The sequence below is a fragment of the Streptomyces roseus genome (assembly GCF_001044425.1).
Taxonomy (GTDB): domain Bacteria; phylum Actinomycetota; class Actinomycetes; order Streptomycetales; family Streptomycetaceae; genus Streptomyces; species Streptomyces roseus.
The window spans coordinates 19,065-45,647 of sequence record NZ_LFML01000052.1 but is presented as its reverse complement, the minus strand read 5'-3'; the positions used below and the strand labels follow the sequence as shown (position 1 = coordinate 45,647).

Here is a 26,583-nt window from a genome sequence, read left to right as displayed (position 1 = left end):
GCGCAGGGCGCGTAGCTGCTGGGCGCGCAGGAGCTCGTCGTACGGGTGCTCCCGGATCAGCGCCTCGATCTCCGGGAGGAGGGACGCCGGGTCGGCGGCCCCGCTGCGGAGCTCGGCCTCGATCCGGGCGCGGAGGGCGGATGCGCGGTGGGCCCCGGGGGTGGCGGCGTGGGCGGTACGGGCGGGCTCGGGGAGGTCGGCGAAGGCGGGGCCGCGCCACAGGGCGAGGGCGGTGTGCAGGGTTTCGGCGGCGGTGGCGGGGTCGGTGGCCAGCTGCCGGGCGCCCAGCCGGGCGAGCCGCGTGAAGCGGTGGAGGTCGACGTCGTCGAGGTCGGCGACGGCGAGCCGGTAGCCGCCGGCGGGGTCGGCGCGGACCGCGTCCCGGCCGCCGAGGGCGCGGCGGAGGCGGCCCACGAGGGCTTGGAGGGCGGCGGGGGCGTCCTGTGGCGGGGCGTCACCCCAGACGTCGTCGACGAGGTCGCCGACGGTGGCGGCGGCCGGGCCGCCGGCGCGGAGCGCGAGGGCGGCCAAGAGCGCGCGCAGGCGGGCGCCGCCGATGGGGAGGGGGGCGCCGGTCTCGTCGCGCGCCTCGGTGACGCCAAGGATGAGATACCGCACCGGGCAATTCTGCCTTGCCGCCGCCGGGGGCGCCGGGGGGTTTTCGCGGGGGCCGGGCCGCGGGGGCCGGCGCGCGATGTGCGGCGGCGGGAGCGGAAGCGGCGGGAGCGGAGGCGGCCGAAGCGGCCGATGCGGATATGCCAGGTGGCGGGAACCGGCCGCCCGCCCCCGCCAGGGCGGGGCATCGGGTGTCGGCGGTCAGCCCCACGCGGTCGGCCGGGGCCGGGCCGTCAGGAGAGGGCCGCCCGGGGAGTCGGGACCCCTTCGGGGACCGCTCTGCGGCGGGGGGTGGACGTGCCCGTCCAGCACGTGCCCCGGCGGGACAGGAGGCGGCCCAGCCAGAGTTCCATCGAGACGAGTTCGGCCAGGCCGTCCAGCGGTACCGGGTGGCCGTCCGCCGCGTCGAGGAGGGCCTGCTGCACCACCCGGGCCTCGATCAGGCCCGCGTCCGCCAGGAGGGGGGACGCGAAGAGCGCCAGGAGGGAGGTGAGCGCCGCGCGCAGGCCCAGGCGGATGGCCGTCTCGTTCGGGGTGTGGGTCGGGGCGCCCCAGCCCGGGGGGAGTTCGCGTACGCCCGTCGAGGACAGAACCGTGCGCAGGATCGCCGCCCTCGCGCCCGGCTGGACCCGCAGCGATTCGGGGAGGGCGCGGGCCGCCCGTACGACCTGGTTGTCCAGGAACGGGGCGTGCAGGCGCTGGCTGCGGACCTCCACCGCCTGTTCGAAGACCCGGTGGTCCGCCGCGTGCCGGGTCAGCGCGGCGCGGGCCCGGGCCTCGCCGGGGCGCAGGGACAGGGGCGGGCGGGCCGCCGCGGTGGTCAGACGGATCGATACTTCCGCCAGGGCCTCCCCCGTCAGCCAGCCCGCCGCCGGGCCGGGCCGGGACCAGGTCAGGGCCGCCAGCGAGGCGTCCACCGGATTCGACGCGCCTGCGGCGACGGTCCCTTCGCGCAGCCGGGCCGCCGCCGCTTCCATGCCCGCGCGGTACGGCGTACGGGCGAGGCGGCGGGCCGCCGAGTAGACGGAGAACGGGACCAGCAGGGACAGGGCGGAGTCGCCCGGCGCCGAGCGGGCCAGGGCGGCGACCGGACGCAGCAGGTGGCGTCTGCGGCGGTCCATCAGGAGGTCGGCGAGACGGGCCGGGTGCGCGTCGAGGACCTGGCGGGCGCCGTGCCCGACGAAGTGGTCGGCCGAACCGGCTGCCAGCCGGCGCCGCTCGCGGGCGGCGGAGACCAGGGAGGGGCCGGGCTCGTCGGTGAGGGGGCCGTCGAGGTCGGCGTACGGGAGGGCCTCCTCGGCGGCGGCCACGACCACGTGGTGGAGCCGGGGGTTGGCGGCGATGGCCCGGGCGCGCTCCAGTTCGGCCTCGCGGCCCTGGGGGGTGGCGAGGTCGTTGAAGGTGACGGCGAGGAGCCGTTCGCCGGACTGCTTCAGCACCGTGCCGGGCGCCCCGGGCAGGCCTGCGGCGAGCAGCGCGAGGGTGGCGGAGGCGCTGCCCCCGGAGAGGTCGGCGCCCACGCCGGGCGCGGGGGCGGGTGCGCCCCGGGCCGCGCGCCGGTCGGCGGGGCCCATTCCGGGCACCGGGCCGGGGTCGTGGGGCGGCGTGTCGGGGGCATGCCGCGGAGCCGTGAGCCGGGCGCGCACGGCATCCACCAATGCTTCGCGTACGCCCTCCACCGCGCGCTCGGGATCGGCCGTGGGCGCGGCCACCGCGAGGGAGGCCACCGGCTCGTAGCCGGTGATCTCGCGCGATCCCTCGCGCAGGATCAGCGCGTGCCCGGGCGGGATGCGCCGCACGCCGACGTACGGTGTGCCGTCGCCCAGTGCCTCCGGGCTGTCGGGGCAGGCCAGCAGGGCCGCGAGGTGGCCGATGTCGAGCTGCGCCTCGATGAGGTCGGCGAGCGGCAGCGCGGCGGTGGCGTACGCGGTCCCGCCAGCCCAGGGGGTGTGGAACACGGGCCGGGCGCCCGCGAGATCACCGACGACGGTGATGCGGCGGCCGGTCTGGACGACGGCGGTGTAGCTGCCGGACCACTGGGTGAGGTGGCGCAGGGCTCCGCCGCGGGCGGCGAGGAGCGCGCTGCGCAGTTCGGCGTCGGTGGCCGCGCAGCAGCCGAGGACGGCGAGCCGGGTGAAGGGGTCGGCGGGATCGGCGGCGAGGGTGCGGATCTCGTCGGGGCGCCAGTCGCCGACGGCCCACAGGGGGTCGGGGTCTCCCCAGAGCAGCTGGGCGCCGACGGGGACGACGGTGCGCTCGGCGGCGGGGTCGTCGGGGCGGGCGGTGTCGGCGTCGGCGAGGCCGCCGGTCACCGGGCCGCCGCCCGGATGGTCGTACGGGCCGGATCCACCCTGACCGGACACGCGGCCGGCCGTGCCGAAGCTCGCGGCGATACTGCTCCAGCCGACCAACCAGCGCACCGCCGCCTCCCCCAGCCTGTGGGCAATTGACCGGGGCGGGAACGTCGTGGTCAGCGCTGAGGGCGCGGCCGACGGGACCCCGGGTGGCTCGGGGTCCATGCTGCCACGAGACAGGCGTGCGAGAGGGACCTGGGAGGGCGCACGTGCAAACGAACACGCCGCGGTCACGCGGTATTTGGCGTTCCGTTCCCACCGCCCCATAGGTCGGTTTCGGCCATTCTTCGGCCGCACCGCGGCCGTATCCGGCGCCACCGCACGCCTTCGGGCGTCCGGCCGCACCGGCCCGCGGGCGCGGTCCGGGGGGCGGGATCCGCCCCCCGGACCGTTCCGCCACCCGCGGGGATTGAGGCGGCGGCATCCCCCGGCCCGCCGGATCCACGCAGCGGGCCGACCCACGCAGGGCACATCGAATCGCCGGGCCCGCCGACCGGCCAGAGCGCACGGGCGGGCGCACGGCCACACGCACGGAGCACGGCGGGGGGCGTGCGCCCGCGGCGCGGTCCCCGCCCCGACTGTGCGGGCGGACAACAATCCCGCCATAGGGAAGTCGGGGCCTTAACGCTTGGGAGGCGGGGAACTACGCTGGGTTTACGAAATGCCGGGCAACTATGCCCCGGCGGCGTATGCGTTGTGTGCGTTCCGCGTGTGACGAGGGGTGGCGCATGTCCAGGGAGCTCCGCGAGCCCAATGAGAAGCTCGGCGCCGTCCTCGCCCTGGCGGGCATCAGCAACGCCGGGCTGGCCCGTCGGGTCAACGACCTCGGCGCACAACGCGGCCTGACGCTCCGGTACGACAAGACGTCGGTGGCCCGGTGGGTTTCGAAGGGGATGGTCCCGCAGGGCGCGGCCCCGCATCTGATCGCCGCCGCGATCGGCGCGAAGCTGGGGCGTCCGGTGCCGCTCCACGAGATCGGGCTGGCGGACGCGGACCCCGCGCCCGAGGTGGGCCTGGCCTTCCCGCGCGACGTGGGCGAGGCGGTGCGCTCGGCCACCGATCTGTACCGGCTGGACCTCGCGGGACGCAGGGGCGGCGCGGGGGGCGGTGGCGGGATCTGGCAGTCGCTGGCCGGCTCCTTCGCGGTGTCCGCGTACGCGACGCCCGCCTCGCGCTGGCTGATATCTCCGGCGGACGGTTCGGTGGCGCGCGAGCCCGCCGCTCCGTCCCGGGCGGCCGCTGCCCCGCCCCGCGAGACCGTGGCGCCGCGCCGGCCGGCGGCGGGCGCGGCCGCACCCTCGCCGATGCCCTCTCCGTCCTCGTCCTCCGCCGCGTCCGCCTCCGCGCCCGCGCCGTCTGCTCCGTCATCGGGTCTGCCCGCGCAGTCTTCGGGTGAAACGCCGCACGCCCCGCCCGGGCAGCTGCCCGCGACGGCGGCCGCGGCCCTGGGACCGTACGACCCGGTGCCGCAGCGCGTGGGCCACAGCGACGTCACCAAGCTGCGCGAGGCGGCCGAGGACGCCCGCCGCTGGGACTCCAAGTACGGCGGTGGGGACTGGCGTTCCTCGATGGTTCCGGAGTGCCTGCGCGTCGACGCGGCGCCGCTGCTGCTCGGCTCGTACAGCGACGACGTGGGCCGCGCGCTGTTCGGCGCGACCGCCGAACTGACGCGGCTGGCCGGGTGGATGGCCTTCGACACCGGCCAGCAGGAGGCGGCCCAGCGCTACTACATCCAGGCGCTGCGGCTGGCCCGCGCGGCCGCGGACGTACCGCTGGGCGGGTACGTGCTGGCCTCCATGTCGCTCCAGGCCACCTACCGGGACTTCCCGGACGAGGGCGTGGACCTCGCACAGGCGGCCGTGGAGCGCAACCGCGGCCTGGCCACGGCGCGCACCATGAGCTTCTTCCGGCTCGTCGAGGCGCGGGCGCACGCGAAGGCGGGCGATTCCGCGGCGGCCGGGGCGGCGCTGCGGGCGGCGGAGGGCTGGCTGGAGCGGGCGCGCGAGGGCGACCCGGATCCGACCTGGCTCGGTTTCTACTCGTACGACCGCTTCGCGGCGGACGCGGCCGAGTGCTACCGGGACCTCAAGCTGCCGCGGCAGGTCCGGCGCTTCACGGAGCAGGCGCTGTCGCGCCCGACGGAGGAGTACGTGCGCTCGCACGGGCTGCGGCTGGTGGTGAGCGCGGTGGCGGAGCTGGAGTCGGGCAATCTCGACGCGGCGTGCGCGGCGGGCACCCGGGCCGTGGAGGTCGCGGGCAGGATCTCCTCGGCGCGCACGACCGAGTACGTACGGGACCTGCTGCACCGGCTCGAACCGTACGGGGACGAGCCGCGGGTGGCGGAGCTGCGGGAGCGGGCACGGCCGCTGCTGGTGGCGCAGGGGTAGGGCCGCCCGGGCCGCACGGGCGTGGAGTCGGCCCGGCGGCACGGGCGGGTAGCCGCCGGGTGCCGCGGGTACGGACCCGCGTGGCCGCATTGTCAGTGGCGGGGTGCAGTATGCAGGGGTGGGAGGTGGCGGCTTGGGCGGCGGCATGGGCGCGGGCAGCGCGGGCAGCGTGGGCGGCGCGGGCAGGGTCGACTGCGATGTGCTGGTGATCGGCGGCGGCATCGTCGGTCTGTCGACGGCGCACGCCCTGGCACAGCTCGCTCCGGGGACGCGGGTGGTGGTGCTGGAGAAGGAGTCCGGCCCCGCCCGGCACCAGACGGGTCGCAACAGCGGGGTGATCCACAGCGGGATCTACTACCGGCCGGGATCGCTCAAGGCGCGCTTCGCGGTGCGCGGCGCCGCCGAGATGGTCAAGTTCTGCGCCGAGCACGACATCGCCCACGAGGTCACCGGCAAGCTGATCGTGGCCACCGGGCGGGAGGAGCTGCCGCGGCTGCACGCGCTGGTGCAGCGGGGCCGGGAGAACGGCATCCCGGTGCGCGAGCTGGGCCCGGCGCAGATCTCGGAGTACGAGCCGGAGGTCCAGGGCCTGGCGGCGATCCACGTCGGCACCACCGGGATCGTGGACTACGGGCAGGTGGCGCGCCGCCTCGCCGAGTCCTCCGGTGCCGAGATCGTCTACGGCGGGGCGGTGGACCTGATCTCGCGGCGGCCGAGCGGGATCGCGGTGCGGACGACGGCGGGGCTCGTGGTGCGCTCCCGCGTGCTGGTGAACTGCGCGGGCCTGCAGTGCGACCGGATCGCGCGGCTGGCCGGGGACGACCCGGGCATGCGGATCGTGCCGTTCCGCGGCGAGTACTACGACCTGGCGCGGCCCGGTCTGGTCCGCGGGCTGGTCTACCCGGTGCCGGATCCGGCGTTCCCCTTCCTCGGCGTGCACCTGACGCGGGGCATCGGGGGCGGGGTCCACGTCGGGCCGAACGCGGTGCCGGCGCTGGCGCGCGAGGGGTACGGATGGGGCGTGGTCCGGCCGCGGGACGTCGCGGACGAACTGGCCTGGCCGGGATCCTGGCGGATGGCCCGGCGGCACTGGCGGTACGGGGCGGGCGAGATCCACCGCTCGCTGTCCAAGCAGGCGTTCACGGAGGCGGTGCGCAGGCTGCTGCCGGCCGTCTCGGCGGCGGATCTGGCTCCGGCGGGGTCCGGGGTGCGGGCGCAGGCCGTGCTGCGCGACGGGACGCTGGTGGACGACTTCCTGATCAAGGAGGGGCCGCGGACGGTGCACGTCCTGAACGCGCCCTCCCCGGCCGCCACCGCCTCGCTGCCGATCGGGCGGGAAATCGCCCGGCGGGCCCTGACGACGCTGCGCACGGCATAGCCGCCGGGTCGGTGCCCGGGCGGGTGGCCGGGGCGGGGTCGTAGAATCGGGGCATTGTGTCTGAGTCCCTCACCCCCCAGCCCAGCGCCCCGCAGCCCGTGCCGGAGGCGAACTCCTACGTGCCCCCGAAGTGGCGGACCGAGCCGCGGTTTCCCGACGGGCCCGCACCCGACCCGGCCGGATCGCACCACGAGCGGCGGATCCGCAGCTTCCAGCCGCGCCGCAGCCGGGTCACCACCGGGCAGGGCGAAGCCCTGAAGCGGCTCTGGGGCACCTGGGGGCTCGACATCGACGGGCGTTCCGTCATCGACCTCGACGAGATGTTCGGCGGGCTGCCCGTCGTCCTGGAGATCGGTTTCGGGATGGGGGAGGCCACCGCGCAGATGGCCGCCGCCGACCCCTCGACCGGCATCCTCGCCGCCGACGTGCACACCCCCGGGCAGGGGAACCTGCTCGCGCTGGCCGAGCGCGGCGGGATGACCAACGTCCGCGTCGCCAACGGCGACGCCATCATCCTGCTCCGCGAGATGCTTCCGCCCGACTCCCTCGCCGGCCTGCGCGTGTACTTCCCGGACCCCTGGCCCAAGGCCCGCCACCACAAGCGGCGGCTGATCCAGCCCGAGTTCCTCGACCTCGCCGCGACCCGCCTCGCCCCCGGGGCCGTACTGCACTGCGCGACCGACTGGGAGCCGTACGCCGAGCAGATGCTCGAAGTGCTCACGGCGCACCCGCTGTTCGAGAACACCCAGGCGGACGGCGGGTACGCGCCACGGCCCGAGTTCCGGCCGCTCACCCGCTTCGAGGGACAGGGCCTCGACAAGGGACACGTCGTGCACGACCTCCTCTTCGCGCGCCGGGGGCACGCCTCCCCGAACGAGTAGAGAAACGGCGTACGTCACTCCTCGTGTCAGTGCGGCTCGCTACAGTCATCGCGTGTTCCGAGCGCTCCCTGCTGTCCGCGGCGTCCGTGCGTGCGTGTCCGCCGTACTGTCGCTGTCGGGGCTGGCGATCCTCGAACTCGTGCGGGAGCAGACCGGGACCGCGGGGTTCTTCGTCGGCCTCGGACTGGCCGTGCTGCCGGTGCCGCCGCTCATGGCGGCCTTCCGGTGGCTCGGCCGGGCCGCGCCCCGCCCCTGGGCGCAGTTGCTGTTCTGCTTCGGCTGGGGCGCCTGTACCGCGGCCCTGATCGCGATACTGGCCAACAACTTCGCCACCGAGTGGATAACGGCGGCCACCGCCGACGCCTCGGCCGCCGACCGGCTCGGTTCGGTGGCGATCGCCCCGGTGGTCGAGGAGAGCGCCAAGGCGGCCGCCCTCCTGCTGGTGTTCGCCTTCCGCAGACGCCAGTTCACCGGCCCCGCCGACGGGTTCGTGGTGGCCGGGTTCACCGCCACCGGCTTCGCCTGCACCGAGAACGTCCTCTACCTCGGCAACGCCTTCGGCGAGGACGTCGAGAGCGGCGCGGCCCCGCTGGACTCGGTCACGGCCGCGACCTTCTTCGTGCGGATCGTGGTCTCGCCGTTCGCGCACCCGCTGTTCACGGTGCTCACCGGGCTCGGGTTCGGCGCCGCCGCCCTCGGGGCGGGCCGGGTGCGCCGGATCGGGCTGCCGCTGCTCGGGCTGCTGGCCGCGATGGGACTGCACGCGCTGTGGAACAGCTCGTCGCGTTTCGGGGAGTACGGGTTCTACGTCGTGTACGGCTGCGTGATGGTCCCGGTCTTCGCCCTGCTGCTGTGGCTGGCCGTGCGCATGAGGCGGCGCCGGCTGCGGGCCGTCGCCGGGGAGCTGGCGGTCTACGCGGCCGCGGGCTGGCTGCGCCCGGCGGAGGTGCCGGCGCTGGTGTCGATGCCGGCCCGGTCCCTGGCCCGCGCGCTGGCCCGGTCCACCGGCGGCCGGGCAGCGGGGCGGGCCGTCGCCCGGTACGAGGCGGACGCCGCGGCGCTGGCCCTGCTGCGGCACCGGGCCCGGCACGGCGGCCCGGCCGGAGTGCCGGATTTCGCCCGCCGGGAGCGGGAGTTGCTGCGCCGGCTGTGGCTGCGGAAGGCGACGGCGGGGCCCGCGCTGGCCCGGGCGGCGGTCCTGGAGGAGCTCCTTCCGCCCCGGCCGGTCCCCCTCGCGCCCCTGGAACCCCTGGAGCGGGTCTTCGTACCGCTCGTACCGCGCGCTAGACGTTCAGGCCCTTGGACTCCAGCCAGGCCAGGGGGTCCATCGTCGAACCGCCCCTGCGCACTTCCAGGTGGAGATGGGGTCCGGTGACGTTGCCGGTGGCGCCGACGCGGCCGATGGTGTCGCCGGCGCCGACCGAGCCGGAGGTCACGGACATCGAGGACAGGTGGCAGTACCAGATCTCCGTACCGTCCTCCAGCTCCAGCACGATCCGGTATCCGTACGCGCCCGACCAGCCGGCCGAGGTGATCTTCCCGGCGGCCACGGCCTTGGCGGGGGTGCCGGTCGGGGCGGCGAAGTCGAGGCCGGTGTGGTGGCCGGAGGACCACATGGAACCGGAGTCGCCGTAGTGCGAGGTGAGGGTGTAGGCGGAGGTGGGGAGGGAGTAGCTGCCGGAGGTCTTGGTGAGGCGCTCCTGCCCGGCCTTGGCGTCGGCGGCCTCCTTGGCCTCCTGCGCCTCCTTCGCCTCCTTGGCTTCCTTCGCGGCCTGCTCGGCGGCGAGGCGGACGCCCTCCGCCTCCTTCTCGGCGGCCTCGCGCTTGGCCTTGGCCTCGGCGGCGGCCGCCTCCTGCGCCTCCCGTTCGGCCTGCGCCCGGGTCCGGGCCTCGGCGGCGCTCTCCTGGGACTCGGCCTGCTGGAGGATGCGGCCCACCAGGGTGGCGCCCGCGTCGGCGTGCGCGCTCGCCTGCTGCGCCATGATCCCGGTCCGCCCGGCGGTGGCAGCAGTGTCCGCCGTGGTGCCTTCGGCCTGGGCGGGCCGTTGCCCGTCGGCTCCGCCGCCGCCCATCCCGAAGTCGGGCAACGAGGGCATGGAGATGGCGACTTGGGGCCGGTCCTGCGCGGTGGCGATGCCGCCGGCGCCGACGGCCGCGATGACTCCGACGCCGAGCACGGTGGAGCTGCGGGCAAGTCCCCCGCGCTGCTTGGCGACACGGTGCTTGCCGCGCGGCGGGCGGGCCGAGTCCTCGGTGGGGTTCCACTCACCCCAGGCGCCGGCTGTGGGCGCTTCCTGGAGCTCTATGCCGTCGTGGGCAGGCGAGTTGGAGGCCACCGGGCCACACTCCTCAGGGGGACACGCACGCGCACGGCGCCGTCTCTTGCGACGGCTGGGACGACCGCGCTGCGTTATCGAACGGTAATCTACGGAGGGGAGTGATTCCAAGCTGTTGCGATGGATGGGTGGCAGTAATCAGCCACGTACCGCGCAGCCTTGGCCACGACTAAAGCCGCTTAAGTGGATCAATTCGGGCAAAATACAGCCAAGATCCACATCTACCCGGCCACACGCACACCTTGACTGCCCGTCATAAACCTTTCTGAGCGCACTAATTCGCACACGCACCGTCACGGAGCGACCACGGGAACGGTACGCCGGCGCTCCGGCTCACCCTCCCCCGGCCGGCCCACCGCGAGCAGCGCCATGTCGTCCGTCGCCCCGCCGCCCGTGTGCCGGCGTACGTCGCTGCTGAGCGCGCCGAGCAGCTCGCCGGGGCCGGAGAAGACGCGGCCTCTCAGCCGGGCCGCCGGATCGTAGAAGACCCCCGCCGCGTCCCGCGCCTCGGTCAGCCCGTCCGTGAACAGGAGCAGGGTGGCCCCGGCGGGGAAGGGCCACTCCTCGGCGCGGTCGGGCCAGGTCACACCCAGGTCCCCCATGCCGAGCGGCAGCGCGGGCTCCGCCGGGGCGAGGACCGCCAGCCGCCCGTCGGCGTGCAGCAGCAGCGGCTCGGGATGGCCCCGGTTGACCAGGCGCAGCACCTGCGCGTCCGCCGGGATCTCGCCGAGGACGCAGGTGGTGAACCCTTCCACCGAGTCCAGACTGTCGCGCCGGGTGCCCTCGCGGGTCAGTGCCCGCTCCAGCCGCCGGGCCAGGCCCTCCAGGGTGGGTTCCGTCTCCGCCGCCTCCCGGAAGGCGCCGAGGACCACGGCCACGGCCTCCACCGCCCCCAGTCCCTTGCCCCGTACGTCCCCCACCGCGAGCCGCACTCCGTAGGGGGTGTCCTGGACGGCGTACAGGTCCCCGCCGATGAAGGCATCGGCCTGGGCGGCCTCGTACCGGGCGCGGACGTGCAGGCCGGCGATGCGCTCGGCGGGCTCGGGCAGGACGGCGCGCTGGGCGGCCTCGGCGATCCCGCGCGCCGAGGCGAGCCGCTCGCCGCTGCGCCGTACGACCCGGTTGGTCAGGATCGCGAGGCCGGAGACGGTCATGACGGTGACCAGCTCGGTCAGCGCCTCGACCTTCCAGGTGGTGCCGTTGAGGAAGTGCAGCAGGACGACGGCGAGCGAGGCGAGCACACCGGTGAGGACCGTCACGCGCAGGGAGGACAGCGGGGCGGCGATCAGCGGGGCCGCGGAGAAGAAGGGGGAGCCGGTGTAGCTGGGCGGCGTCAGCAGGTCGAAGGCCAGTCCGCCGGCGATCAGCACGGCCGGGAGGGCGCGGACCACCGTGCGGGCCGCGCCGTTGCCGGTGCCGCCCGGGTCCTCGTCGTCCTCCTGCTGCCGACCCAGCCCCACCACGTGCTCTCCTGCCCGGTCCCTCGCGCGGGTGCGGGCCGCCTCCGCATCGCTCCTCAAGGCTGGCGGCCGGGGGGCGGCACGGCGACCCGGCCGGGGCGATCGGGTGAGGGCCGGGGAGGGCGGGAGAACGACGAAGGCCCGGTTCCCAAGGGGAACCGGGCCTTCGTACTGAGTAGCGGGGACAGGATTTGAACCTGCGACCTCTGGGTTATGAGCCCAGCGAGCTACCGAGCTGCTCCACCCCGCGTCGGTAAACACAACTCTACGTCATCGCGGGGAGGGCTCGCGCCAATTAGCCTCCGCACCCCCTCTCGAACCGACGTATCCGCAGGTCAGAGCCGCAAGGGAGGCCGGAAAGCCGATTCGGGCCGGCCTGTGACCGCCGGGGGCAGACCTCGGCCCCGGGGCGCTGCGCGCGCTCCGCGTACGGGGCCGCACCGCGAAGGCCTCGCCGGTGAACCCGTACGCGAAGAGCGGGAGCGGGTGGCCGGCGGGCGCGGGGCCTCAGCGCAGGCCCAGCGACTCGTACGTGGCGTCCAGCTCGGCGACGTCGAGGCCCGCGGCCTCGCGGACGGGGCGGATGGCCCGGTAGATCTGGCTGATGTGCGCGATGTCGTGGCCGATGACCTTGCGGATCGTGACCTCCGTCGTTTCGTCGCCCTGCTCGCCGCGGCGGCCGGTGCGCCGCCGGTCCTCGGGCGAAGGGGCGGCGAGGAGGGCGACGTTGGAGGCGCGCAGGCGGGTCCAGGCGAGGAGTATCCGGCGGAACGGGAGCCGGGGCAGACGGGGTTGCCCTCGGTGGCCCCGAGGCGCCGGCGGAAGCCGTAGACGATGTCGATGTCGAAGAGGTGGCCGGAACGCGTCGCGGTCACCGGCGACTTCGAGGAGCGCGCGGACGGAGGCGGCCGGGTCCTCGCGTTGAACGGTCGCCGGGGCCGGTTCGGGGGTCTCGGCGGGGCCCTGTCCGGCTGGGCACGATGGCGGCACGCCGAACGAGAGGTCCGGCCACACCGCCTCCGCTCCAACTCCCCGTCCGTACCGGCGCCGCTGTTCGCTTCAAGGCCCCGGCCTTGTGCACCTCATGGGACGCGGAGGCGGCCGTCTCGGCACAAGTCCGGTAATGCCCCCGGCAGGCCACTGATACGGGGGCGCAGCGAGCCGTGAGAGGGCGGGGCGGCCGGATTCGAACCGGCGTCCTCGCGGTTTTGGAGACCGCGCGCGACGACCTCTGCGCTACGACCCCGCCGTGCGGGGATCATCGCAGAGCCGCCGCCGGAACGTCCAGAACGACGAAGCGCCCCGCCCGAGGGGTCGGGTGGGGCGCTTCGGAGCTGTAGGCCATGTCGGACTCGAACCGACAACCAACGGATTAAAAGTCCGCTGCTCTGCCAATTGAGCTAATGGCCCGTGCGTGCTCACCCCAGAGCATAGCCGGAGACCAACCGTCAGCCGATCGAGTATCGGCTGACCGGGTCCGTCGCGGGTCGCGAAACGCGGACAGGGCCCCCACGACGGTGTCGTGGGGGCCCTGTCAGTCAGTCAGATCAGCCGTTGCGCTTCCAGCGCGGCTTGTCGTCGCGGCGGCCGCCGAAGGAGCCGGTCGAGCCGGAGCCGGAGGGGCGGTCGTCGCGGCGGAAGCCACCGGACGGGCGGTCGCCACCGGAGCGGAAGCCACCGGACGGACGGTCGTCGCGGCGGAAGCCGCCACGGTCGCCACCGCGGTCGTCACGGTTGAAGCCACCCGACGGACGGTCGTCGCGGCGGAAGCCGCCACCACGGTTGTCGTCACGACGGTCGCCACCGGAGCGGAAGCCACCGGACGGACGGTCGTCGCGGCGGAAGCCGCCACGGTCGCCACCGCGGTCGTCACGGTTGAAGCCGCCCGAGGGACGGTCGTCGCGGCGGAAGCCACCGGACGGGCGGTCGCCACCGGAGCGGAAGCCACCGGACGGACGGTCGTCGCGGCGGAAGCCGCCACGGTCGCCACCGCGGTCGTCACGGTTGAAGCCACCCGACGGACGGTCGTCGCGGCGGAAGCCGCCACCACGGTTGTCGTCACGACGGTCGCCACCGGAACGGAAACCACCGGACGGACGGTCGTCACGGCGGAAGCCGCCACGGTCGCCACCGCGGTCACCGCGGTCACCGCGGTCGTCACGACGGTTGTCGCGGCGCTCGTAGTTGCCGCGGTCGTCGCGGGACTGGAACGACGGGCGCTCCTCGGCGACCGGCGCGGCCGCGACGGCAGCCGCGACCTCGGCCTCGGCGGCCACGGCCACCTCGGCGACAGCGGCCTCGGGGTCCTCGCCGCGCTCGCGGGCGGAGCGGGCGACCAGGCGGTCGGCCTCCTCGCGCAGTTCGGCGGCACGGCGCGTCAGGCGCTCCAGCTGCTTGGTGAGGTCGGCGACCTCACGCTCGGCCTGCTTGGCGGCGTTGTTCGCGGAGTCGGCCTGGACCTCGGTCAGCGAACGCGCGCCGGTGATCTCGGCGACCTCGGGGTCGAAGGCGCCGGCGCCCTGGACGATGTGGCGCGAGGCGTCGACGCCCGCGTCCTCCATCAGGCGGAAGATCTGGCGGCGCTGGTGCGGCAGGGCCAGGGAGACCACGACGCCCGACTTGCCGGCACGGGCGGTACGGCCCGAGCGGTGCAGGTAGTCCTTGTGGTCGCCGGCCGGGTCCACGTTCAGGACCAGGTCGATGCCGTCGACGTGGATGCCTCGGGCGGCGACGTCGGTGGCGACGAGCGCGTTGACGTAGCCGTCCTTGAAGTCGGCGAGGACGCGGGTACGGGCGCCCTGCGTCATGCCGCCGTGCAGCGCGTCGGCCTTCACGCCGGCCTCGACGAGCTGCTCGGCGATGCGGTCGGCGCCCAGCTGGGTGCGGACGAAGATGATGGTGCGGCCCTTGCGGGCGGCGATGGCGGCCGTGACCGGCGCCTTGTCCTTCGGCTTCACGACGAGGACGTGGTGCGTCATGGTCGTGACATTGCCCTGCGCGCTGTCGACCTCGTGCGTGACGGGGTTGGACAGGTAGCGCTTGACCAGGGTGCCGATCTCGTTCTCCATGGTGGCGGAGAAGAGCATGCGCTGGCCGCCGCCGGGGATCTGGTCGAGCAGCTCGGTGACCTCGGGCAGGAAGCCCAGGTCGGCCATCTGGTCGGCCTCGTCGAGGACGGCCACCTCGACGTTCTCCAGGGAGCAGGCGCCGCGGTTGATGATGTCGCGCAGACGGCCCGGGGTGGCGACGAGGACGTCGACGCCCCGCTCCAGGGCGTAGATCTGGTTGCCCATCGAGGTACCGCCGCAGACGACCTTCATCTTGAGGCCGAGCACGTCGCCGTACGGCTGGAGGGCGTCCGCGACCTGCATCGCGAGCTCACGCGTCGGCGTCAGGATGATCGCGCGGGGCTTCTTCTTCTCGGTGTGGCCACCGGCCAGGCGGGCCAGGGTGGGCAGACCGAAGGAGAGGGTCTTGCCGGAGCCGGTGCGGCCGCGGCCGAGGATGTCCTTGCCGGCCAGGGCGTCCGGGATGGTCGCGGCCTGGATCGGGAAGGGGGAGGTGACACCGTTCTGCGCGAGCTTGCGCACGACGCCCTCGGGCAGACCGAGGTCGCCGAAGGAGATGGTGGGCTCGGCGTCGGCGTCGTCCGCCTCGGCGTCGATGGACTGGTCGGTCGTCACGTCGGCCTCAAGGGCCTCGATGATCTCGTCCGCCTCAGCGGCCTCGATCGCCTCGGTGACCACAAGGGCCTCGACGGCGTCGACGATCTCGTTCGAGTCGTTCTCGGGCATGACGGCACGGTCAGAACTGGAAATGGACATGCGAAATGCGAAACCTTCCGGAGTCTCGGCACGCGCCCAAACTCCGTGAATCGCAAATCGACCGCCTCAATGCGGTCAGCCACGGCTAGGGAGAGTACGCGCCACACGGCGCTCTTCGGATTCGGCGCCGGGCAATGGGATCAAACGATCTATAACCATACGCACCCTCCCCGGGGTCTGGCAAGTCCGTCCCGGTAGATCCTCTCTGACCTGCGACGATGTCACCGATCCGGAAGATCCGACCCCACCCCCGGGGGCACCCTCGGGCGCTAGGAGGCAGTCGGACTGGGCTCCGGAGCCGGGGGCGTCTGGGGCGGCGGAGTGGGCGAAGTCACGGGCGGCTCCGGCGACGGCGACTGGACGGGCGGCGGCGGCGTGACGTGCGTCCCACCGGAACCACCGCTTCCGGATCCGCCCGAGGTCGGCTGCTGTCCGCCTTGGCCCCCGGGCCCGCCACCCGGTCCGGCCGACGGCGACGGGGCCCCGGGCCGGCCGGCGGGGGCACCCGGGCTGGGGGTGGCCCCGGTGGCGCCGGAGGCCTTGCCGTCCTCGGCCGGCCTTCCGTTCTCGCCCGTCGCGCCCGGCTTGGAGCCGTGGCCGGTGCCGCGCGCCCCCGCGCCCTTGCCGGAAGCGGAGCCCCCGGCCGCTTCCGCGGCCGCCTTGCGGTCCGCCTGCGAGGAGGGCCCGGGCTTCGCGCCGTCCTCACCGACGCTCATGCAGCCCGCCGACGCCGCGACCGCGAGCACGGCGGCGGCCAGCCGGAGGGGAGCGGACAACTGGCGCACGGGGCACCTCCTGGGTGTCCCCCGGCGGCAGCCGGGAGGGGCGGTCAGGGCCCGCGGTGAGCGGGTCAATGTGCCCAACTCCCTTTACCCCGTAAGAGACACGCCCTTGAGGACACCGCCTGTCCGCGCCACCCGGCCCCGCCCGTCCACGCCACCCGGCCCCACCCGGCCCGCGGTCCGCCCACCCGTCCCCCGCCCCGTCGGCGACGGCCCGGACCGGCTCACGCGAACAACTGCCGTGCCACCTGCGAGCCCAGCGTCACCGCGCCCAGCCCCGCCAGCACCGAGGCCGCCACGTTCGCCGCCGCCAGGAACCGCCGGCCGCGCTCGTACAGCCGCAGCGTCTCGTACGAGAACGTCGAGTACGTGCTCAGCGCCCCGCACAGCCCGGGCCCCAGCAGCAGGTTCAGCGACCGGGGCGCCGCGCCGGCCAGCGCCGCCCCGCTCAGCACTCCGAGCACCAGGCACGCGCCCACGTTCACCACGAAGGTCCCCCACGGGAACACCGCGTCGTGGCGCGCCTGCACCGCACGGTCCGTCAGATAGCGCAGCGGCGCCCCCACGACCGCGCCCGCCACCACCAACAGCCAGTTCACTCCCGCCCCCGCGGACCGCCCCGTACGGGAAGACCGGTCGCGAGCCGGGTCAACCCGGCCCCCGCCCCCACCGCGCCCAGCGCCGCGACCAGCGTGAGCCCGGCGTACGCCAGCGCGCGCCCCGCCTCCCCCGCGTCCAGCAGCCGGGAGAAGTCGGCGGCGTACGTGGAGAACGTGGTGAACCCGCCCAGCACGCCGACCCCGGCGAACGGCCGGACCAGCGGATGCGGCGCCGTCCGCCCGCCCTCGCTGATCAGCACCATCAGCACCCCGATCAGCGCGCAGCCGGCCACGTTCGTCCAGAAGGTCGTCCACGGGAAGGCCCCGGGCCCGGCGGCCGGCCACAGCAGCGAGGCCCCGTACCGCGCCGAGGCCCCGAGCGCACCGCCCGCCGCGATCGCCGCGAGCACCGGCCCGGGCCGTTCGGCGCGCTGCGCGGGCACGTGGAGGTCGACGTCCGGGTCGATGGCCTCGGCCGGAACGGCCGCCTCCGCCGCGCCGCCCGCACCCGGACCGCCGGCACCCGGACCATCCCCACCGCCGGGACCATCCCCACCGCCGGCACCCGGACCGTTCCCCGCCGGACCGGTCACCCGTACCCCAGCGCGTGCAGCCGCTCGTCGTCGATCCCGAAGTGATGGGCGATCTCGTGCACCACGGTGACCTCCGTCTCCGCGATCACGCTCTCCCGGTCCTCGCACATCCGCAACGTGGGGTTCCGGTAGATCGTGATCCGGTCCGGCAGCACCCCGGCGTACCACTCGCCGCGGTCCGTGAGCGGGGTCCCCTCGTACAGGCCGAGCAGCTCGGGATCGTCCGCCGGCGGTTCGTCCTCGACGAACACCGCCACGTTGTCCATCAGCCGCGTCAGCTCCGGCGGGATGCGGTCCAGGGCCTCTGCGACGAGCTCTTCGAACTCCTCGCGCGTCATCTCCAGCACCGGGCCATTGTCCCTCCGACGGGGGCGCCTTCCGCATGCGGGCGGGAAACCGTTTTGGCGATACCTCCCCGGATCCCATATGCTTCTCACGTCCCCGACGCGCTGAAGAAGTGCCCGGCGGGCCTTTAGCCCTCATCGTCTAGTGGCCCAGGACGCCGCCCTTTCAAGGCGGTAGCACGGGTTCGAATCCCGTTGGGGGTACGCATTACCGTGTGCAAGACTTGGTCTCGCACACTGCAAGGTCCTGTGGAGCAGTTGGTTAGCTCGCCACCCTGTCAAGGTGGAGGTCGCGGGTTCAAGTCCCGTCAGGATCGCTGAGGCCGGAAACGGTCTCGTGGCTGGGTAGCTCAGTTGGTACGAGCGATCGCCTGAAAAGCGATAGGTCGCCGGTTCGACCCCGGCCCCAGCCACCACAAGAAGGCCCCGTCCCCCGGACGGGGCCTTCTGCGTTACTCCCCCTCCCCCTCGGGACCGGGCGTACGGCGGCGCCACTGCGTCGCGCCGACCGCCGCCGCGCCCGCCGCCACCAGCCCGAGCAGCGCCCAGTCCGGAACCGCGTCCGCGAACGAACGGACCCACTGCTCCACCGCGTACGAATCGTCCACGTCGAGCAGGCCCGGCAGCGCGCTCGCCCCGTCGTACGCGAGGAACAGCGCGCCCAGGGCGATGAAGAACAGCCCGGACAGCAGCGAGGTGGTGTGCAGCTCGAACCGGCCCAGCCGGACGGCCCGCCCGCGCAGCCAGCGCCGCCGGCCCAGGTCGAGCCGCTCCCACAGCAGCGCCAGCAGGAACAGCGGTACGGCCATCCCCAGCGCGTACACCGCCAGCAGCAGCCCGCCGTAGACGGCACTGCCGCTGACCGCCGCCACCGTCAGGACGCTGCCGAGGATCGGGCCGGCGCAGAACCCGGCCAGCCCGTAGACGGCCCCCAACGCGTACACCGACAGGGCGGTGGTCGGCCGGATCCGCCCCGACAGCTCCGAGATCCGCTTCGAGGCGAAGCCCAGGCCCAGGATCTGCGCGAGCCCGAGCGCGATGATCAGCCAGCCGCCCGCCAGGACGAGGCCGTCCCTGTTGCCGTGGAAGAACCGTCCGGCGTACGAGCCCGCCGCGCCCAGCGGTACGAGGGTGCTCGCGAGGCCCGCGTAGAAGATCCCGGTCCGCGCGAGCAGCCGCGAGGCGGAGTCGATCGAGTACGCGAAGAACGCGGGCAGCAGCAGGGCGCTGCACGGGCTGAGCAGCGCGAGCAGCCCGCCCAGCAGCGCGGCCAGGTACCCGATGTCGCCGGCGCCGGTCACCGGGCGGCCCGGCCGTCGGCCTGCGGGCCGCCTTGGGCCCCGCCCTGGGTCCCGGCCTGGGCCTTGGCCCGAGCGATCGCCGCGGCGAAGGCGTCGAGCGGCTGGGCGCCCGCGATCGGCTGCCCGTTGACGAGGAAGGACGGGGTGGAGGTGACGCCGATGCGGTAGCCCTCCTCCTGGTCCTTCCTGAGGGCGGCCGCCGCGGCCTCGCCGGCCATGTCCCTCTCGAAGCGCTCCATGTCCGGGACGCCGGCCTCGCGGGCCAGCTCCAGCAGCCGCGCCCGGCCGAAGCCCTTCTCCTTGGCCCCGTCGGCGTACGCGGCCGCGTGGAACGGCGCGAAGCGGTCCTGCTGCCCGGCGGCCCAGGCGGCCTTGGCGGCGGTCTCGGAATCGGCACCGAAGATCGGGAAGTTGCGCCACTCGATGCGCAGCGTGCCGTCGTCCACGTACTTCTTCACCAGTTCGGGCTCGGTGTCGCGGGCGAACTTCCCGCAGTAGCCGCACTTGAAGTCGGAGTACTCGATCAGGACGACGGGGGCGTCCGCCCGGCCGAGGGCCAGCTTGTCCCCGGCCTCGCGGCGGGCGAGCTTCGCCAGCTCGGCGTGGACGTCGGAGCCCTTGGGCGCGGCCGCGGCAGCGGAGGAGGTCCGGTCGGGCAGGTCCTCGGGCGCGGTGGCCCGCCAGGACACGATCCCGAGGGTGACGGCGGCGACCGCGACCGCGGCGGAGATCAGCAGCCGCTTGCGCGCGGAGGCGGAGGAAGAAGAGGAGGAGGACGAAGGGGAGGAGGAACGGGAAGCGGAAGAAGGCATACGGGTGCTCCAGAGCTGCGGGTGGTGGATCGGACCGGCGGAAGGCCGGTCCTCTACACCCGCATCACGGACAGCTCCACGGGCCCCGGACCCGCCTGGTCCGGCCCCCGTACGAGCACCCGCGCGACCGGCGTCCGGTCCGCCCAGAGCTGCTCCGCCGCGGGCCGCCCCAGCGGGGCGTGCGCATGCTCCCCGGCCCCGCGCGGCGGCACCCCCGGAGCCTGCCCGTGATCCCGCGTCCCGGGGTCGCAGGAGGGGCCCTGTCCGGCGGAGGCCACGGCGAGCGCCACGGGAGCGTCCGCGACCGGAGCCGAACGCGGAGCCGGTGCCGGTGCCGGACCCGAAGCCGGACTCGGAATCGAACCGGCAATCGAACCGACAATCGGACCGGGAAGCGGAAGCGCCGCGGCGGGCGCCGCACAGCCGACCAGCACCGCGATCACGGCGCCGAGCAGGCACCGGACACCACGGAAGCGGTACACGGCGGGCCTCTCCCTCGGTCGGCAGGTCGGTTCAGACGATCTCGTCCCGAAATGGTACGGGGAGGGGGCACAAATGCGTTCGCCACCCGGCACCCGCGGGTGAGATCCTCGATCAGGTATGTCTACTTCCTTCGCCGCCCTGCAGACGCTCCTCGGGGAGATCTCCCTCCGTGACGCGCACCGCCTCGGCCGCCGCCTCGAAGGCGCCCGCCGCATCCGAAAGCCCGAGGCCAAGCAGGCCGTGCTCGACGAGATCGCCGCGGAGGCCGAGAAGGCCGCCGCGCGACTGGCCGGCCGTGCCTCGCGCATGCCGGAGGTCACGTATCCCGAGAACCTGCCCGTCAGCCAGAAGAAGGACGAGATCGCCGAGGCGATACGCGACCACCAGGTCGTGATCGTCGCCGGTGAGACCGGTTCCGGGAAGACCACGCAGATCCCCAAGATCTGCATGGAGCTGGGGCGCGGCGTCCGGGGCATGATCGGGCACACCCAGCCCCGCCGGATCGCCGCCCGCACCGTCGCGGAGCGGATCGCCGAGGAGCTGGACTCCGAGATCGGCCGGACGGTCGGCTGGAAGGTCCGGTTCACCGACCAGGTGGACCAGGACGCGACCTTCGTGAAGCTGATGACCGACGGCATCCTGCTCGCCGAGATCCAGACGGACCGCGAGCTGCGCGCGTACGACACGATCATCATCGACGAGGCCCACGAGCGCAGCCTCAACATCGACTTCCTGCTGGGCTACCTGTCCCAGCTGCTGCCCAAGCGCCCCGACCTCAAGGTCGTGATCACCTCCGCGACGATCGACCCGGAGCGCTTCTCCCGCCACTTCGGCGACGCCCCGATCGTCGAGGTCAGCGGTCGTACGTACCCGGTGGAGGTGCGTTACCGTCCCCTGCTCGAAGAGGACTCCGAGGAGAGCGACCGCGACCAGATCACCGCGATCTGCGAGGCCGTCGACGAGCTCCAGTCGGAGGGGCCCGGGGACGTCCTGGTCTTCCTCTCCGGCGAGCGCGAGATCCGCGACACGGCGGACGCCCTCAACAAGCGGAACCTCAGGTTCACCGAGGTCCTCCCCCTGTACGCCCGCCTCTCGCACGCCGAGCAGCACCGGGTGTTCCAGCAGCACACGGGCCGAAGGATCGTTCTCGCGACCAACGTCGCCGAGACCTCCCTCACCGTCCCCGGCATCAAGTACGTGATCGACCCGGGCACCGCCCGGATCTCCCGCTACAGCCACCGCACCAAGGTCCAGCGCCTGCCCATCGAGCGGATCTCCCAGGCCAGCGCCAACCAGCGCAAGGGCCGCTGCGGCCGCACCAGCGACGGCATCTGCATCCGGCTCTACTCCGAGGACGACTTCCTCTCCCGTCCCGAGTTCACGGACGCCGAGATCCTGCGCACCAACCTCGCCTCCGTCATCCTCCAGATGACCGCGGCCGGCCTCGGCGAGATCGAGAAGTTCCCCTTCATCGACCCGCCGGACCACCGCAACATCCGCGACGGCGTCCAGCTGCTCCAGGAGCTCGGCGCGCTCGACCCCGCGGAGAAGGACCCCAAGAAGCGGCTCACGCCGATGGGCCGCCAGCTGTCCCAGCTGCCCGTGGACCCGCGCCTGGCCCGCATGGTCGTCGAGGCCGACAAGAACAACTGCGTCCGCGAGGTCATGGTCATCGCGGCGGCCCTGTCGATCCAGGACCCGCGCGAGCGGCCCTCGGACAAGCAGACGCAGGCCGACCAGAACCACGCCCGCTTCAAGGACGAGACCAGCGACTTCCTCTCGTTCCTCAACATGTGGCGCTACGTCCGCGAGCAGCAGAAGGAGCGCGGCTCGTCCTCGTTCCGCCGGATGTGCAAGCAGGAGTACCTGAACTTCCTGCGGATCCGCGAGTGGCAGGACATCTACTCCCAGCTGCGCACGGTCGCCAAGGGCATGGGCATCCACGTCAACGAGGGCGACGCCCCCGAGACGAGCGTGCACATCTCGCTGCTGGCCGGCCTGCTCTCGCACATCGGCCTCAAGGACACCGACAAGAACGAGTACCTGGGGGCCCGGTCCGCCAAGTTCGCGATCTTCCCGGGCTCGGCGCTCTTCAAGAAGCAGCCGAAGTTCCTGATGTCGGCGGAGCTGGTGGAGACCTCGCGGCTGTGGGCCCGGGTCAACGCCAAGGTGGAGCCGGAGTGGGTCGAGCCGCTCGCCCAGCACCTGATCAAGCGCACGTACAGCGAACCGCACTGGGAGAAGGACCAGGCGGCCGTCATGGCGTACGAGAAGGTCACGCTGTACGGCGCGCCGATCGTCGCGCAGCGGAAGATCAACTACGGCCGCATCGACGCCGAGGTCTCGCGCGAGCTGTTCATCCGCAACGCGCTGGTCGAGGGCGACTGGCGCACGCACCACAAGTTCTACGCCGACAACCGCAAGCTGCTCACCGAGGTCGAGGAGCTGGAGAACCGGGCGCGGCGCCGCGACATCGTCGTGGACGACGAGACCCTCTTCGACTTCTACGACCAGCGGATCCCCGAGCACGTGGTCTCGGGGGCGCACTTCGACTCCTGGTGGAAGCACAAGAAGCGGGAGGAGCCGGAACTCCTCGACTTCGAGCGCGAGATGCTGCTGACGGAGAAGGCGGCCGGGGTCACCAAGGCCGACTACCCGGACTCCTGGCGCCAGGGGCAGCTCAAGTTCCGGGTGACCTACCAGTTCGAGCCGGGCGCGGACGCGGACGGCGTGACCGTCCACATCCCGCTCCAGGTACTGAACCAGGTCACCGACGAGGGCTTCGACTGGCAGATCCCGGGCCTGCGCGAGGAGGTCGTCACCGAGCTCATCCGGTCCCTGCCGAAGCCGATCCGCCGGCACTACGTACCGGCGCCGAACTTCGCGACGCGCTTCCTGGCCACGGCCGTACCCCTGCAGGAGCCGCTGCCGGTCACCCTGGCGCGCGAGCTCCAGCGGATGGTCGGGGTCCCGGTCTCGGCCGAGGACTTCGACCTCGGCCGGATCCCGGACCACCTGAAGATCACCTTCCGGATCGTCGACGAGCGCCGCAAGAACCTCGCCGAGGACAAGGACCTCGAAGCCCTGCGGCTGAAGCTGAAGCCGAAGGCCCGCCAGGCCCTCTCCAAGGCCGCCGCGGCCACCGCCGAGCGCGCGGGCGGGGAGTCGCTGGAGCGCACGGGGCTCACCGACTGGACGATCGGCACGCTCACCAAGGTCTTCGAGACCCGGCGGGCCGGACAGCCGGTGAAGGCGTACCCGGCGCTCGTGGACGAGGGCGCGGGCGTCTCCGTACGGCTCTTCGACACGGAGGCCGAGCAGCAGCAGGCGATGTGGCTCGGCACGCGGCGGCTGATCCTGCTGAACATCCCGGTGAACCCGGCGAAGTTCGCCTCGGACCACCTGACCAACCAGCAGAAGCTGGCCCTGCCCCGCAATCCGCACGGCTCCATCCAGGCGCTGTTCGACGACTGCGCGACCGCCGCGGCCGACAAGCTGATCGCCGACCACGGCGGCCCGGCCTGGGACGAGGCCGCCTTCCGCGCCCTCTACGAGGCCGTCCGCGCGGACCTCGTGGACACGACCGTGCGGACGGTGTCCCAGGTGCAGCAGGTCCTGGCCGCCTGGCAGGCCTGTGAGCGCCGCCTGAAGGCCACCAACAGCCTGGCCCTGGTGGCGAACGTGCAGGACGTCAGGACGCAGCTGGCGGCCCTCGTACCGCCCGGCTTCGTGACCCTGACGGGCCTGCGCCGGCTGGGGGACCTGATGCGCTACCTGGTGGCGGTGGACCGGCGGCTCCAGCAGATGCCGACGGGCGCCCAGCGCGACACCACGCGCATGCAGAAGGTGCACGAGATGCAGGACGAGTACGCGTGGCTGCTGGAGCAGCTTCCGAAGGGCCGGCCGGTGCCGTCCGCGGTCACCGACATCCGCTGGATGATCGAGGAACTCCGCGTCAGCTACTTCGCGCACGCGCTCGGGACCGCGTACCCGATCTCCGACAAGCGGATCGTGAAGGCGGTGGACGCCGCGGCCCCGGGGCCCGCCCGCTGATCCGGTTCGACTCCACCCCCTGAGCTGGGGTACAGTCTGATTCGCAGCCGCCCAGCGGCCGCAAATCAAGGACCTGTGGAGCAGTTGGTTAGCTCGCCACCCTGTCAAGGTGGAGGTCGCGGGTTCAAGTCCCGTCAGGTTCGCAAGAAGAGCAGGGCCCGCATCCCCCAGGGATGCGGGCCCTGTTGCGTATGCGCCGCCCACTCTGCGCGTGTGCCGCCGGACTGTGCGGCCCGTCAGCGGCGCCCCGCCCGGCTGGACGCCGCCCGCCGTCCGCCGCCCCGCCCGGACCCCACCGACGCGAATCCCCCGTCCGCATGAGGCACTCTGCGACGCACGTCCCCTTACGGGTGCATTGCGCGTCGCACAAGTGTCACTGCCTGTGACGGGAGTCACCACATGAGTTTTTGAGACTCGCACATTTATCGCACCCATACGCGTGCTCGATTTAATATGTGCAATGGCACCTATCGCGCCGGCCTCCCGCGTCCGCCCGATCCACCCTCCCCGGGCACAAAAAAAGATCGCGCTGGACCCGGCGGAGTCCAGCGCGATCTGACGACAAGGACCTGTTGGGGCAGGTCCAGGCGTTTGAAGCCTTTGGGTTTCATCGGATTGGGGGACCCGATTCACGCCCGGTAAAGCGGGGTGCTTGCGCGACCTCAGGCCTCGCTGCGCTGCTGCGGGATTCCCGCGAGCAGAGCGCGAACCTCGGCCTCGCGGTAACGGCGGTGTCCACCCAGGGTGCGGATGGACGTGAGCTTGCCAGCCTTGGCCCAGCGGGTGACCGTCTTCGGGTCCACGCGGAACATCGTGGCAACCTCAGCCGGGGTCAGCAGCGGCTCGGCATCAGGGGTGCGAGCGGTCATGAGCGGCCTCCTCGGGAGAACCGAACCATCTCGGTTCTTTCCTCTAAATTCTGCACCTTGGCCCGCGTTGCCCGAAATGGACATACGCGGGCCGAGTCGGTTATAGGACGAACGGCTTGTCCTCGGCACTACAACTACACCATCCGTCCAGCCTCGACGGCCAAACCGATGGAATTGCCCTCCGAGGTGTTCATCAGCGGCGGAAGCCGATGGACCGCCCCATAGCGGACAGTCACCCCACTGTGACGATCAGTCACAGAGCGATCAGGAGTCGTCAGGACCCCCCGTAGAGTGCAATGCCGAGCATTCCGCCCAAAGTTGGGCGGAAGGAACCCTCCCCGGACTCCTTGTCCTATTTTGGCACGAGGGTAGGGGAAGGGCGCAAGGGTGTAGATAGTGCGGTCCGTCACCCTTGAGTCAATGGCCCGTATCGGGACGTAGGTCCTGGAACTAAGGCCCGAATGTGTCCTGACCGCGAACGCCGGGGGTCGCTCCGGGGGTCAGTTCGCGAACAGCCTCTCCCTGACCTCCCGCCAGCGTTCCGCCAGTTCCGCGTACGTCCGCGCCGCCGCGTCCGCGTCCCCGGCCCCCAGCGCCGCGATCCCCGCCGCCACGTCCCGGGCCGACCGGTCGGTCCGCAGCCGGTCCGCCGGCAGCGCGTGCACCAGGCCCGCGTAGTCCAGCTCGACCATCGAGCGCGGGTGGAACTCCTCCAGCCAGCTGCCGACGTCCACCAGCCCCTCCGCGAGCCCTCCGTACCCCTCGGCGGCCCGCAGGATCCGCAGCGCCCGCGCGAGCCGGCGCCGGGCCTGCACCATCGGCGTCCGGTAGCGCAGCCGCTCGCCCGGCAGGTACTCCCGCTCGTCGTCGGCCACCAGCACGAACCAGCGCAGCGGCACCTGCCACACCCCGGTACGGATCCACGGGCGCGCGTCCGGGTTCCGCTCGCGCCAGCGCTCGTACTCCTCGGCCGCCCTGCGCCGCGCCCCCGGCGGGAGCGCCGCGTCCAGCACCGGGAGCGGGAACTGGTCGACGAGCTCCCGGAGCGCCAGCCAGCCGCGCAGCCTGGTCCGCCAGGGGCAGATCAGCAGCACCCCGTCCACTTCCGCCGTGAAGGCGTCCGCGCTCTCGTGCGCCGGCACCCCCACCACCGGGACCCGGACCAGATCGGAGAGGGAGCGACGCAGTTCGTCCTGGGCCGTCGCCGCCACGCCGCGCCGCGCGTACGAGGCCCAGTGCGTGCGCTCCGGCTCCGCGAAGGCCGCCAGGGGCTCGTAGACGCGCAGGTAGGAGGCGTACGGGACGGTCGGCGCCGAGCGCGCCGCGGGCAGCTTGGGGTCGGAGGATTCGCTCACGCTCTCGTACTCCCCCGCCCCGCCGGGAGCTACTCGCCGGGCGGGGCGGACCCCCGGAGCGGTCCGATCTCCGGACAGGACGCCTGCGCACGGCCCGCAGGTCTTACTCTGCTCCCAGCACGCCCTCCCCCACCCGCAGGGCGGGCGTCATTCCGCC

Annotated in this window: 20 protein-coding genes and 7 tRNA genes; 9 read left to right on the top strand and 18 right to left on the bottom strand. The window is 73.5% G+C overall.

Features of this window, described 5'->3' with window-relative positions; genetic code table 11:
• Together ACS04_RS13945 and ACS04_RS13940 are read right to left on the bottom strand one after the other, a co-directional pair.
• On the bottom strand, window positions 1-618 hold a 618-nt coding region (locus ACS04_RS13945), incomplete at its 3' end, for an AfsR/SARP family transcriptional regulator (protein ID WP_048476898.1).
• Between the two features lie 230 nt (window positions 619-848).
• Entirely contained in the window at window positions 849-3,035 is a 2,187-nt protein-coding gene (locus ACS04_RS13940) for an asparagine synthase-related protein (RefSeq protein WP_078864745.1), read from the bottom strand.
• Between the two features lie 662 nt (window positions 3,036-3,697).
• On the opposite strand from ACS04_RS13940, the gene ACS04_RS13935 reads away from it, so the two are divergent.
• From ACS04_RS13935 to ACS04_RS13920, 4 genes are all read left to right on the top strand, one after another.
• Entirely contained in the window at window positions 3,698-5,356 is a 1,659-nt protein-coding gene (locus tag ACS04_RS13935; protein ID WP_048476897.1) for an NsdA family TPR-like regulatory protein, read from the top strand.
• 145 nt (window positions 5,357-5,501) lie between these two features.
• The gene (gene lhgO / locus ACS04_RS13930; RefSeq protein WP_048476896.1) at window positions 5,502-6,734 is read left to right on the top strand and encodes an L-2-hydroxyglutarate oxidase; all 1,233 of its coding nucleotides are present in this window, start codon (window positions 5,502-5,504) and stop codon (window positions 6,732-6,734) included.
• 56 nt (window positions 6,735-6,790) lie between these two features.
• Window positions 6,791-7,615 carry a tRNA (guanosine(46)-N7)-methyltransferase TrmB gene (gene trmB, locus ACS04_RS13925; RefSeq protein ID WP_048476895.1) on the top strand — a complete coding sequence of 275 codons (825 nt, stop codon included), beginning with the start codon at window positions 6,791-6,793 and terminating at the stop codon, window positions 7,613-7,615.
• Window positions 7,616-7,667: 52 nt separating this feature from the next.
• The gene (locus tag ACS04_RS13920) at window positions 7,668-8,990 is read left to right on the top strand and encodes a PrsW family intramembrane metalloprotease (protein ID WP_048476894.1); all 1,323 of its coding nucleotides are present in this window, start codon (window positions 7,668-7,670) and stop codon (window positions 8,988-8,990) included.
• Here the strand turns inward: ACS04_RS13920 and ACS04_RS13915 are convergent.
• From ACS04_RS13915 to ACS04_RS13865, 11 genes are all read right to left on the bottom strand, one after another.
• Window positions 8,899-9,951 (bottom strand): M23 family metallopeptidase, encoded by a 1,053-nt coding sequence (locus ACS04_RS13915; protein WP_048476893.1) that lies wholly within the window; start codon window positions 9,949-9,951, stop codon window positions 8,899-8,901. The two genes, ACS04_RS13920 and ACS04_RS13915, sit on opposite strands and share 92 nt — an antisense overlap.
• 293 nt (window positions 9,952-10,244) lie before the next feature.
• Window positions 10,245-11,414: a PP2C family protein-serine/threonine phosphatase gene (locus ACS04_RS13910; RefSeq protein WP_048476892.1), complete on the bottom strand. Its 1,170-nt coding sequence runs from the start codon at window positions 11,412-11,414 to the stop codon at window positions 10,245-10,247.
• Between the two features lie 173 nt (window positions 11,415-11,587).
• Window positions 11,588-11,661 (bottom strand) — tRNA-Met (locus ACS04_RS13905).
• A gap of 257 nt (window positions 11,662-11,918) precedes the next feature.
• Window positions 11,919-12,425 carry a hypothetical protein gene (locus ACS04_RS13900; RefSeq protein WP_048476891.1) on the bottom strand — a complete coding sequence of 169 codons (507 nt, stop codon included), beginning with the start codon at window positions 12,423-12,425 and terminating at the stop codon, window positions 11,919-11,921.
• Window positions 12,426-12,581: 156 nt separating this feature from the next.
• A tRNA-Trp gene (locus ACS04_RS13895) sits at window positions 12,582-12,659 on the bottom strand.
• Between the two features lie 89 nt (window positions 12,660-12,748).
• A tRNA-Lys gene (locus tag ACS04_RS13890) sits at window positions 12,749-12,821 on the bottom strand.
• Window positions 12,822-12,958: 137 nt separating this feature from the next.
• Window positions 12,959-15,235, bottom strand: a complete 2,277-nt coding sequence (locus ACS04_RS13885) for a DEAD/DEAH box helicase (protein WP_048476890.1) — start codon at window positions 15,233-15,235, stop codon at window positions 12,959-12,961.
• A gap of 269 nt (window positions 15,236-15,504) precedes the next feature.
• Window positions 15,505-16,020: a hypothetical protein gene (locus ACS04_RS13880; protein ID WP_053080767.1), complete on the bottom strand. Its 516-nt coding sequence runs from the start codon at window positions 16,018-16,020 to the stop codon at window positions 15,505-15,507.
• A gap of 221 nt (window positions 16,021-16,241) precedes the next feature.
• Entirely contained in the window at window positions 16,242-16,616 is a 375-nt protein-coding gene (gene crcB / locus ACS04_RS13875) for a fluoride efflux transporter CrcB (protein WP_048476889.1), read from the bottom strand.
• The gene (locus ACS04_RS13870) at window positions 16,613-17,083 is read right to left on the bottom strand and encodes a fluoride efflux transporter FluC (RefSeq protein ID WP_048476901.1); all 471 of its coding nucleotides are present in this window, start codon (window positions 17,081-17,083) and stop codon (window positions 16,613-16,615) included. Before ACS04_RS13870 ends, crcB begins: the two co-directional genes overlap by 4 nt.
• A 122-nt stretch (window positions 17,084-17,205) precedes the next feature.
• The gene (locus ACS04_RS13865) at window positions 17,206-17,556 is read right to left on the bottom strand and encodes a metallopeptidase family protein (RefSeq protein ID WP_030160118.1); all 351 of its coding nucleotides are present in this window, start codon (window positions 17,554-17,556) and stop codon (window positions 17,206-17,208) included.
• A 128-nt stretch (window positions 17,557-17,684) separates the two neighbouring features.
• Here ACS04_RS13865 and ACS04_RS13860 point away from each other — a divergent pair.
• The 3 genes from ACS04_RS13860 to ACS04_RS13850 all read left to right on the top strand — a co-directional run bounded on the left by ACS04_RS13860 (window position 17,685) and on the right by ACS04_RS13850 (window position 17,969).
• Window positions 17,685-17,757: transfer RNA gene (locus tag ACS04_RS13860), tRNA-Glu, on the top strand.
• 39 nt (window positions 17,758-17,796) lie between these two features.
• Window positions 17,797-17,870 (top strand) — tRNA-Asp (locus ACS04_RS13855).
• A gap of 22 nt (window positions 17,871-17,892) precedes the next feature.
• Window positions 17,893-17,969: transfer RNA gene (locus ACS04_RS13850), tRNA-Phe, on the top strand.
• Window positions 17,970-18,005: 36 nt separating this feature from the next.
• Here the strand turns inward: ACS04_RS13850 and ACS04_RS13845 are convergent.
• From ACS04_RS13845 to ACS04_RS13835, 3 genes are read right to left on the bottom strand one after another with little or no spacing between them, the layout of a single operon-like run.
• The gene (locus ACS04_RS13845) at window positions 18,006-18,854 is read right to left on the bottom strand and encodes a cytochrome c biogenesis CcdA family protein (RefSeq protein ID WP_048476888.1); all 849 of its coding nucleotides are present in this window, start codon (window positions 18,852-18,854) and stop codon (window positions 18,006-18,008) included.
• Complete coding sequence (locus ACS04_RS13840; protein WP_048476887.1) at window positions 18,851-19,666, bottom strand: DsbA family protein; 816 nt, start codon at window positions 19,664-19,666, stop codon at window positions 18,851-18,853. The genes ACS04_RS13845 and ACS04_RS13840 overlap by 4 nt, the downstream gene beginning before the upstream one ends.
• 53 nt (window positions 19,667-19,719) lie before the next feature.
• The gene (locus tag ACS04_RS13835) at window positions 19,720-19,956 is read right to left on the bottom strand and encodes a hypothetical protein (protein WP_048476886.1); all 237 of its coding nucleotides are present in this window, start codon (window positions 19,954-19,956) and stop codon (window positions 19,720-19,722) included.
• Between the two features lie 310 nt (window positions 19,957-20,266).
• Between ACS04_RS13835 and hrpA the strand changes: the two genes are divergently transcribed.
• Together hrpA and ACS04_RS13825 are read left to right on the top strand one after the other, a co-directional pair.
• Entirely contained in the window at window positions 20,267-24,202 is a 3,936-nt protein-coding gene (gene hrpA, locus ACS04_RS13830; protein WP_048476885.1) for an ATP-dependent RNA helicase HrpA, read from the top strand.
• Between the two features lie 69 nt (window positions 24,203-24,271).
• Window positions 24,272-24,345 (top strand) — tRNA-Asp (locus ACS04_RS13825).
• Window positions 24,346-24,864: 519 nt separating this feature from the next.
• Here the strand turns inward: ACS04_RS13825 and bldC are convergent.
• A complete protein-coding gene (gene bldC, locus ACS04_RS13820) occupies window positions 24,865-25,071 on the bottom strand; it encodes a developmental transcriptional regulator BldC (RefSeq protein ID WP_003949541.1) in 207 nt (68 codons plus the stop codon).
• Between the two features lie 500 nt (window positions 25,072-25,571).
• Window positions 25,572-26,426: a DUF8083 family protein gene (locus ACS04_RS13815; protein WP_209441694.1), complete on the bottom strand. Its 855-nt coding sequence runs from the start codon at window positions 26,424-26,426 to the stop codon at window positions 25,572-25,574.
• Between the last annotated feature and the right edge of the window lie 157 nt (window positions 26,427-26,583).

Excerpts from the sequence above, each read along its gene's own strand:
- ACS04_RS13885 (WP_048476890.1), bottom strand. The coding sequence starts at position 15,235 with ATGTCCATTTCCAGTTCTGACCGTGCCGTCATGCCCGAGAACGACTCG.
- ACS04_RS13935 (WP_048476897.1), top strand. The coding sequence starts at position 3,698 with ATGTCCAGGGAGCTCCGCGAGCCCAATGAGAAGCTCGGCGCCGTCCTC.
- hrpA (WP_048476885.1), top strand. The coding sequence starts at position 20,267 with ATGTCTACTTCCTTCGCCGCCCTGCAGACGCTCCTCGGGGAGATCTCC.
- lhgO (WP_048476896.1), top strand. The coding sequence starts at position 5,502 with ATGGGCGCGGGCAGCGCGGGCAGCGTGGGCGGCGCGGGCAGGGTCGAC.
- ACS04_RS13840 (WP_048476887.1), bottom strand. The coding sequence starts at position 19,666 with ATGCCTTCTTCCGCTTCCCGTTCCTCCTCCCCTTCGTCCTCCTCCTCT.
- bldC (WP_003949541.1), bottom strand. The coding sequence starts at position 25,071 with ATGACCGCTCGCACCCCTGATGCCGAGCCGCTGCTGACCCCGGCTGAG.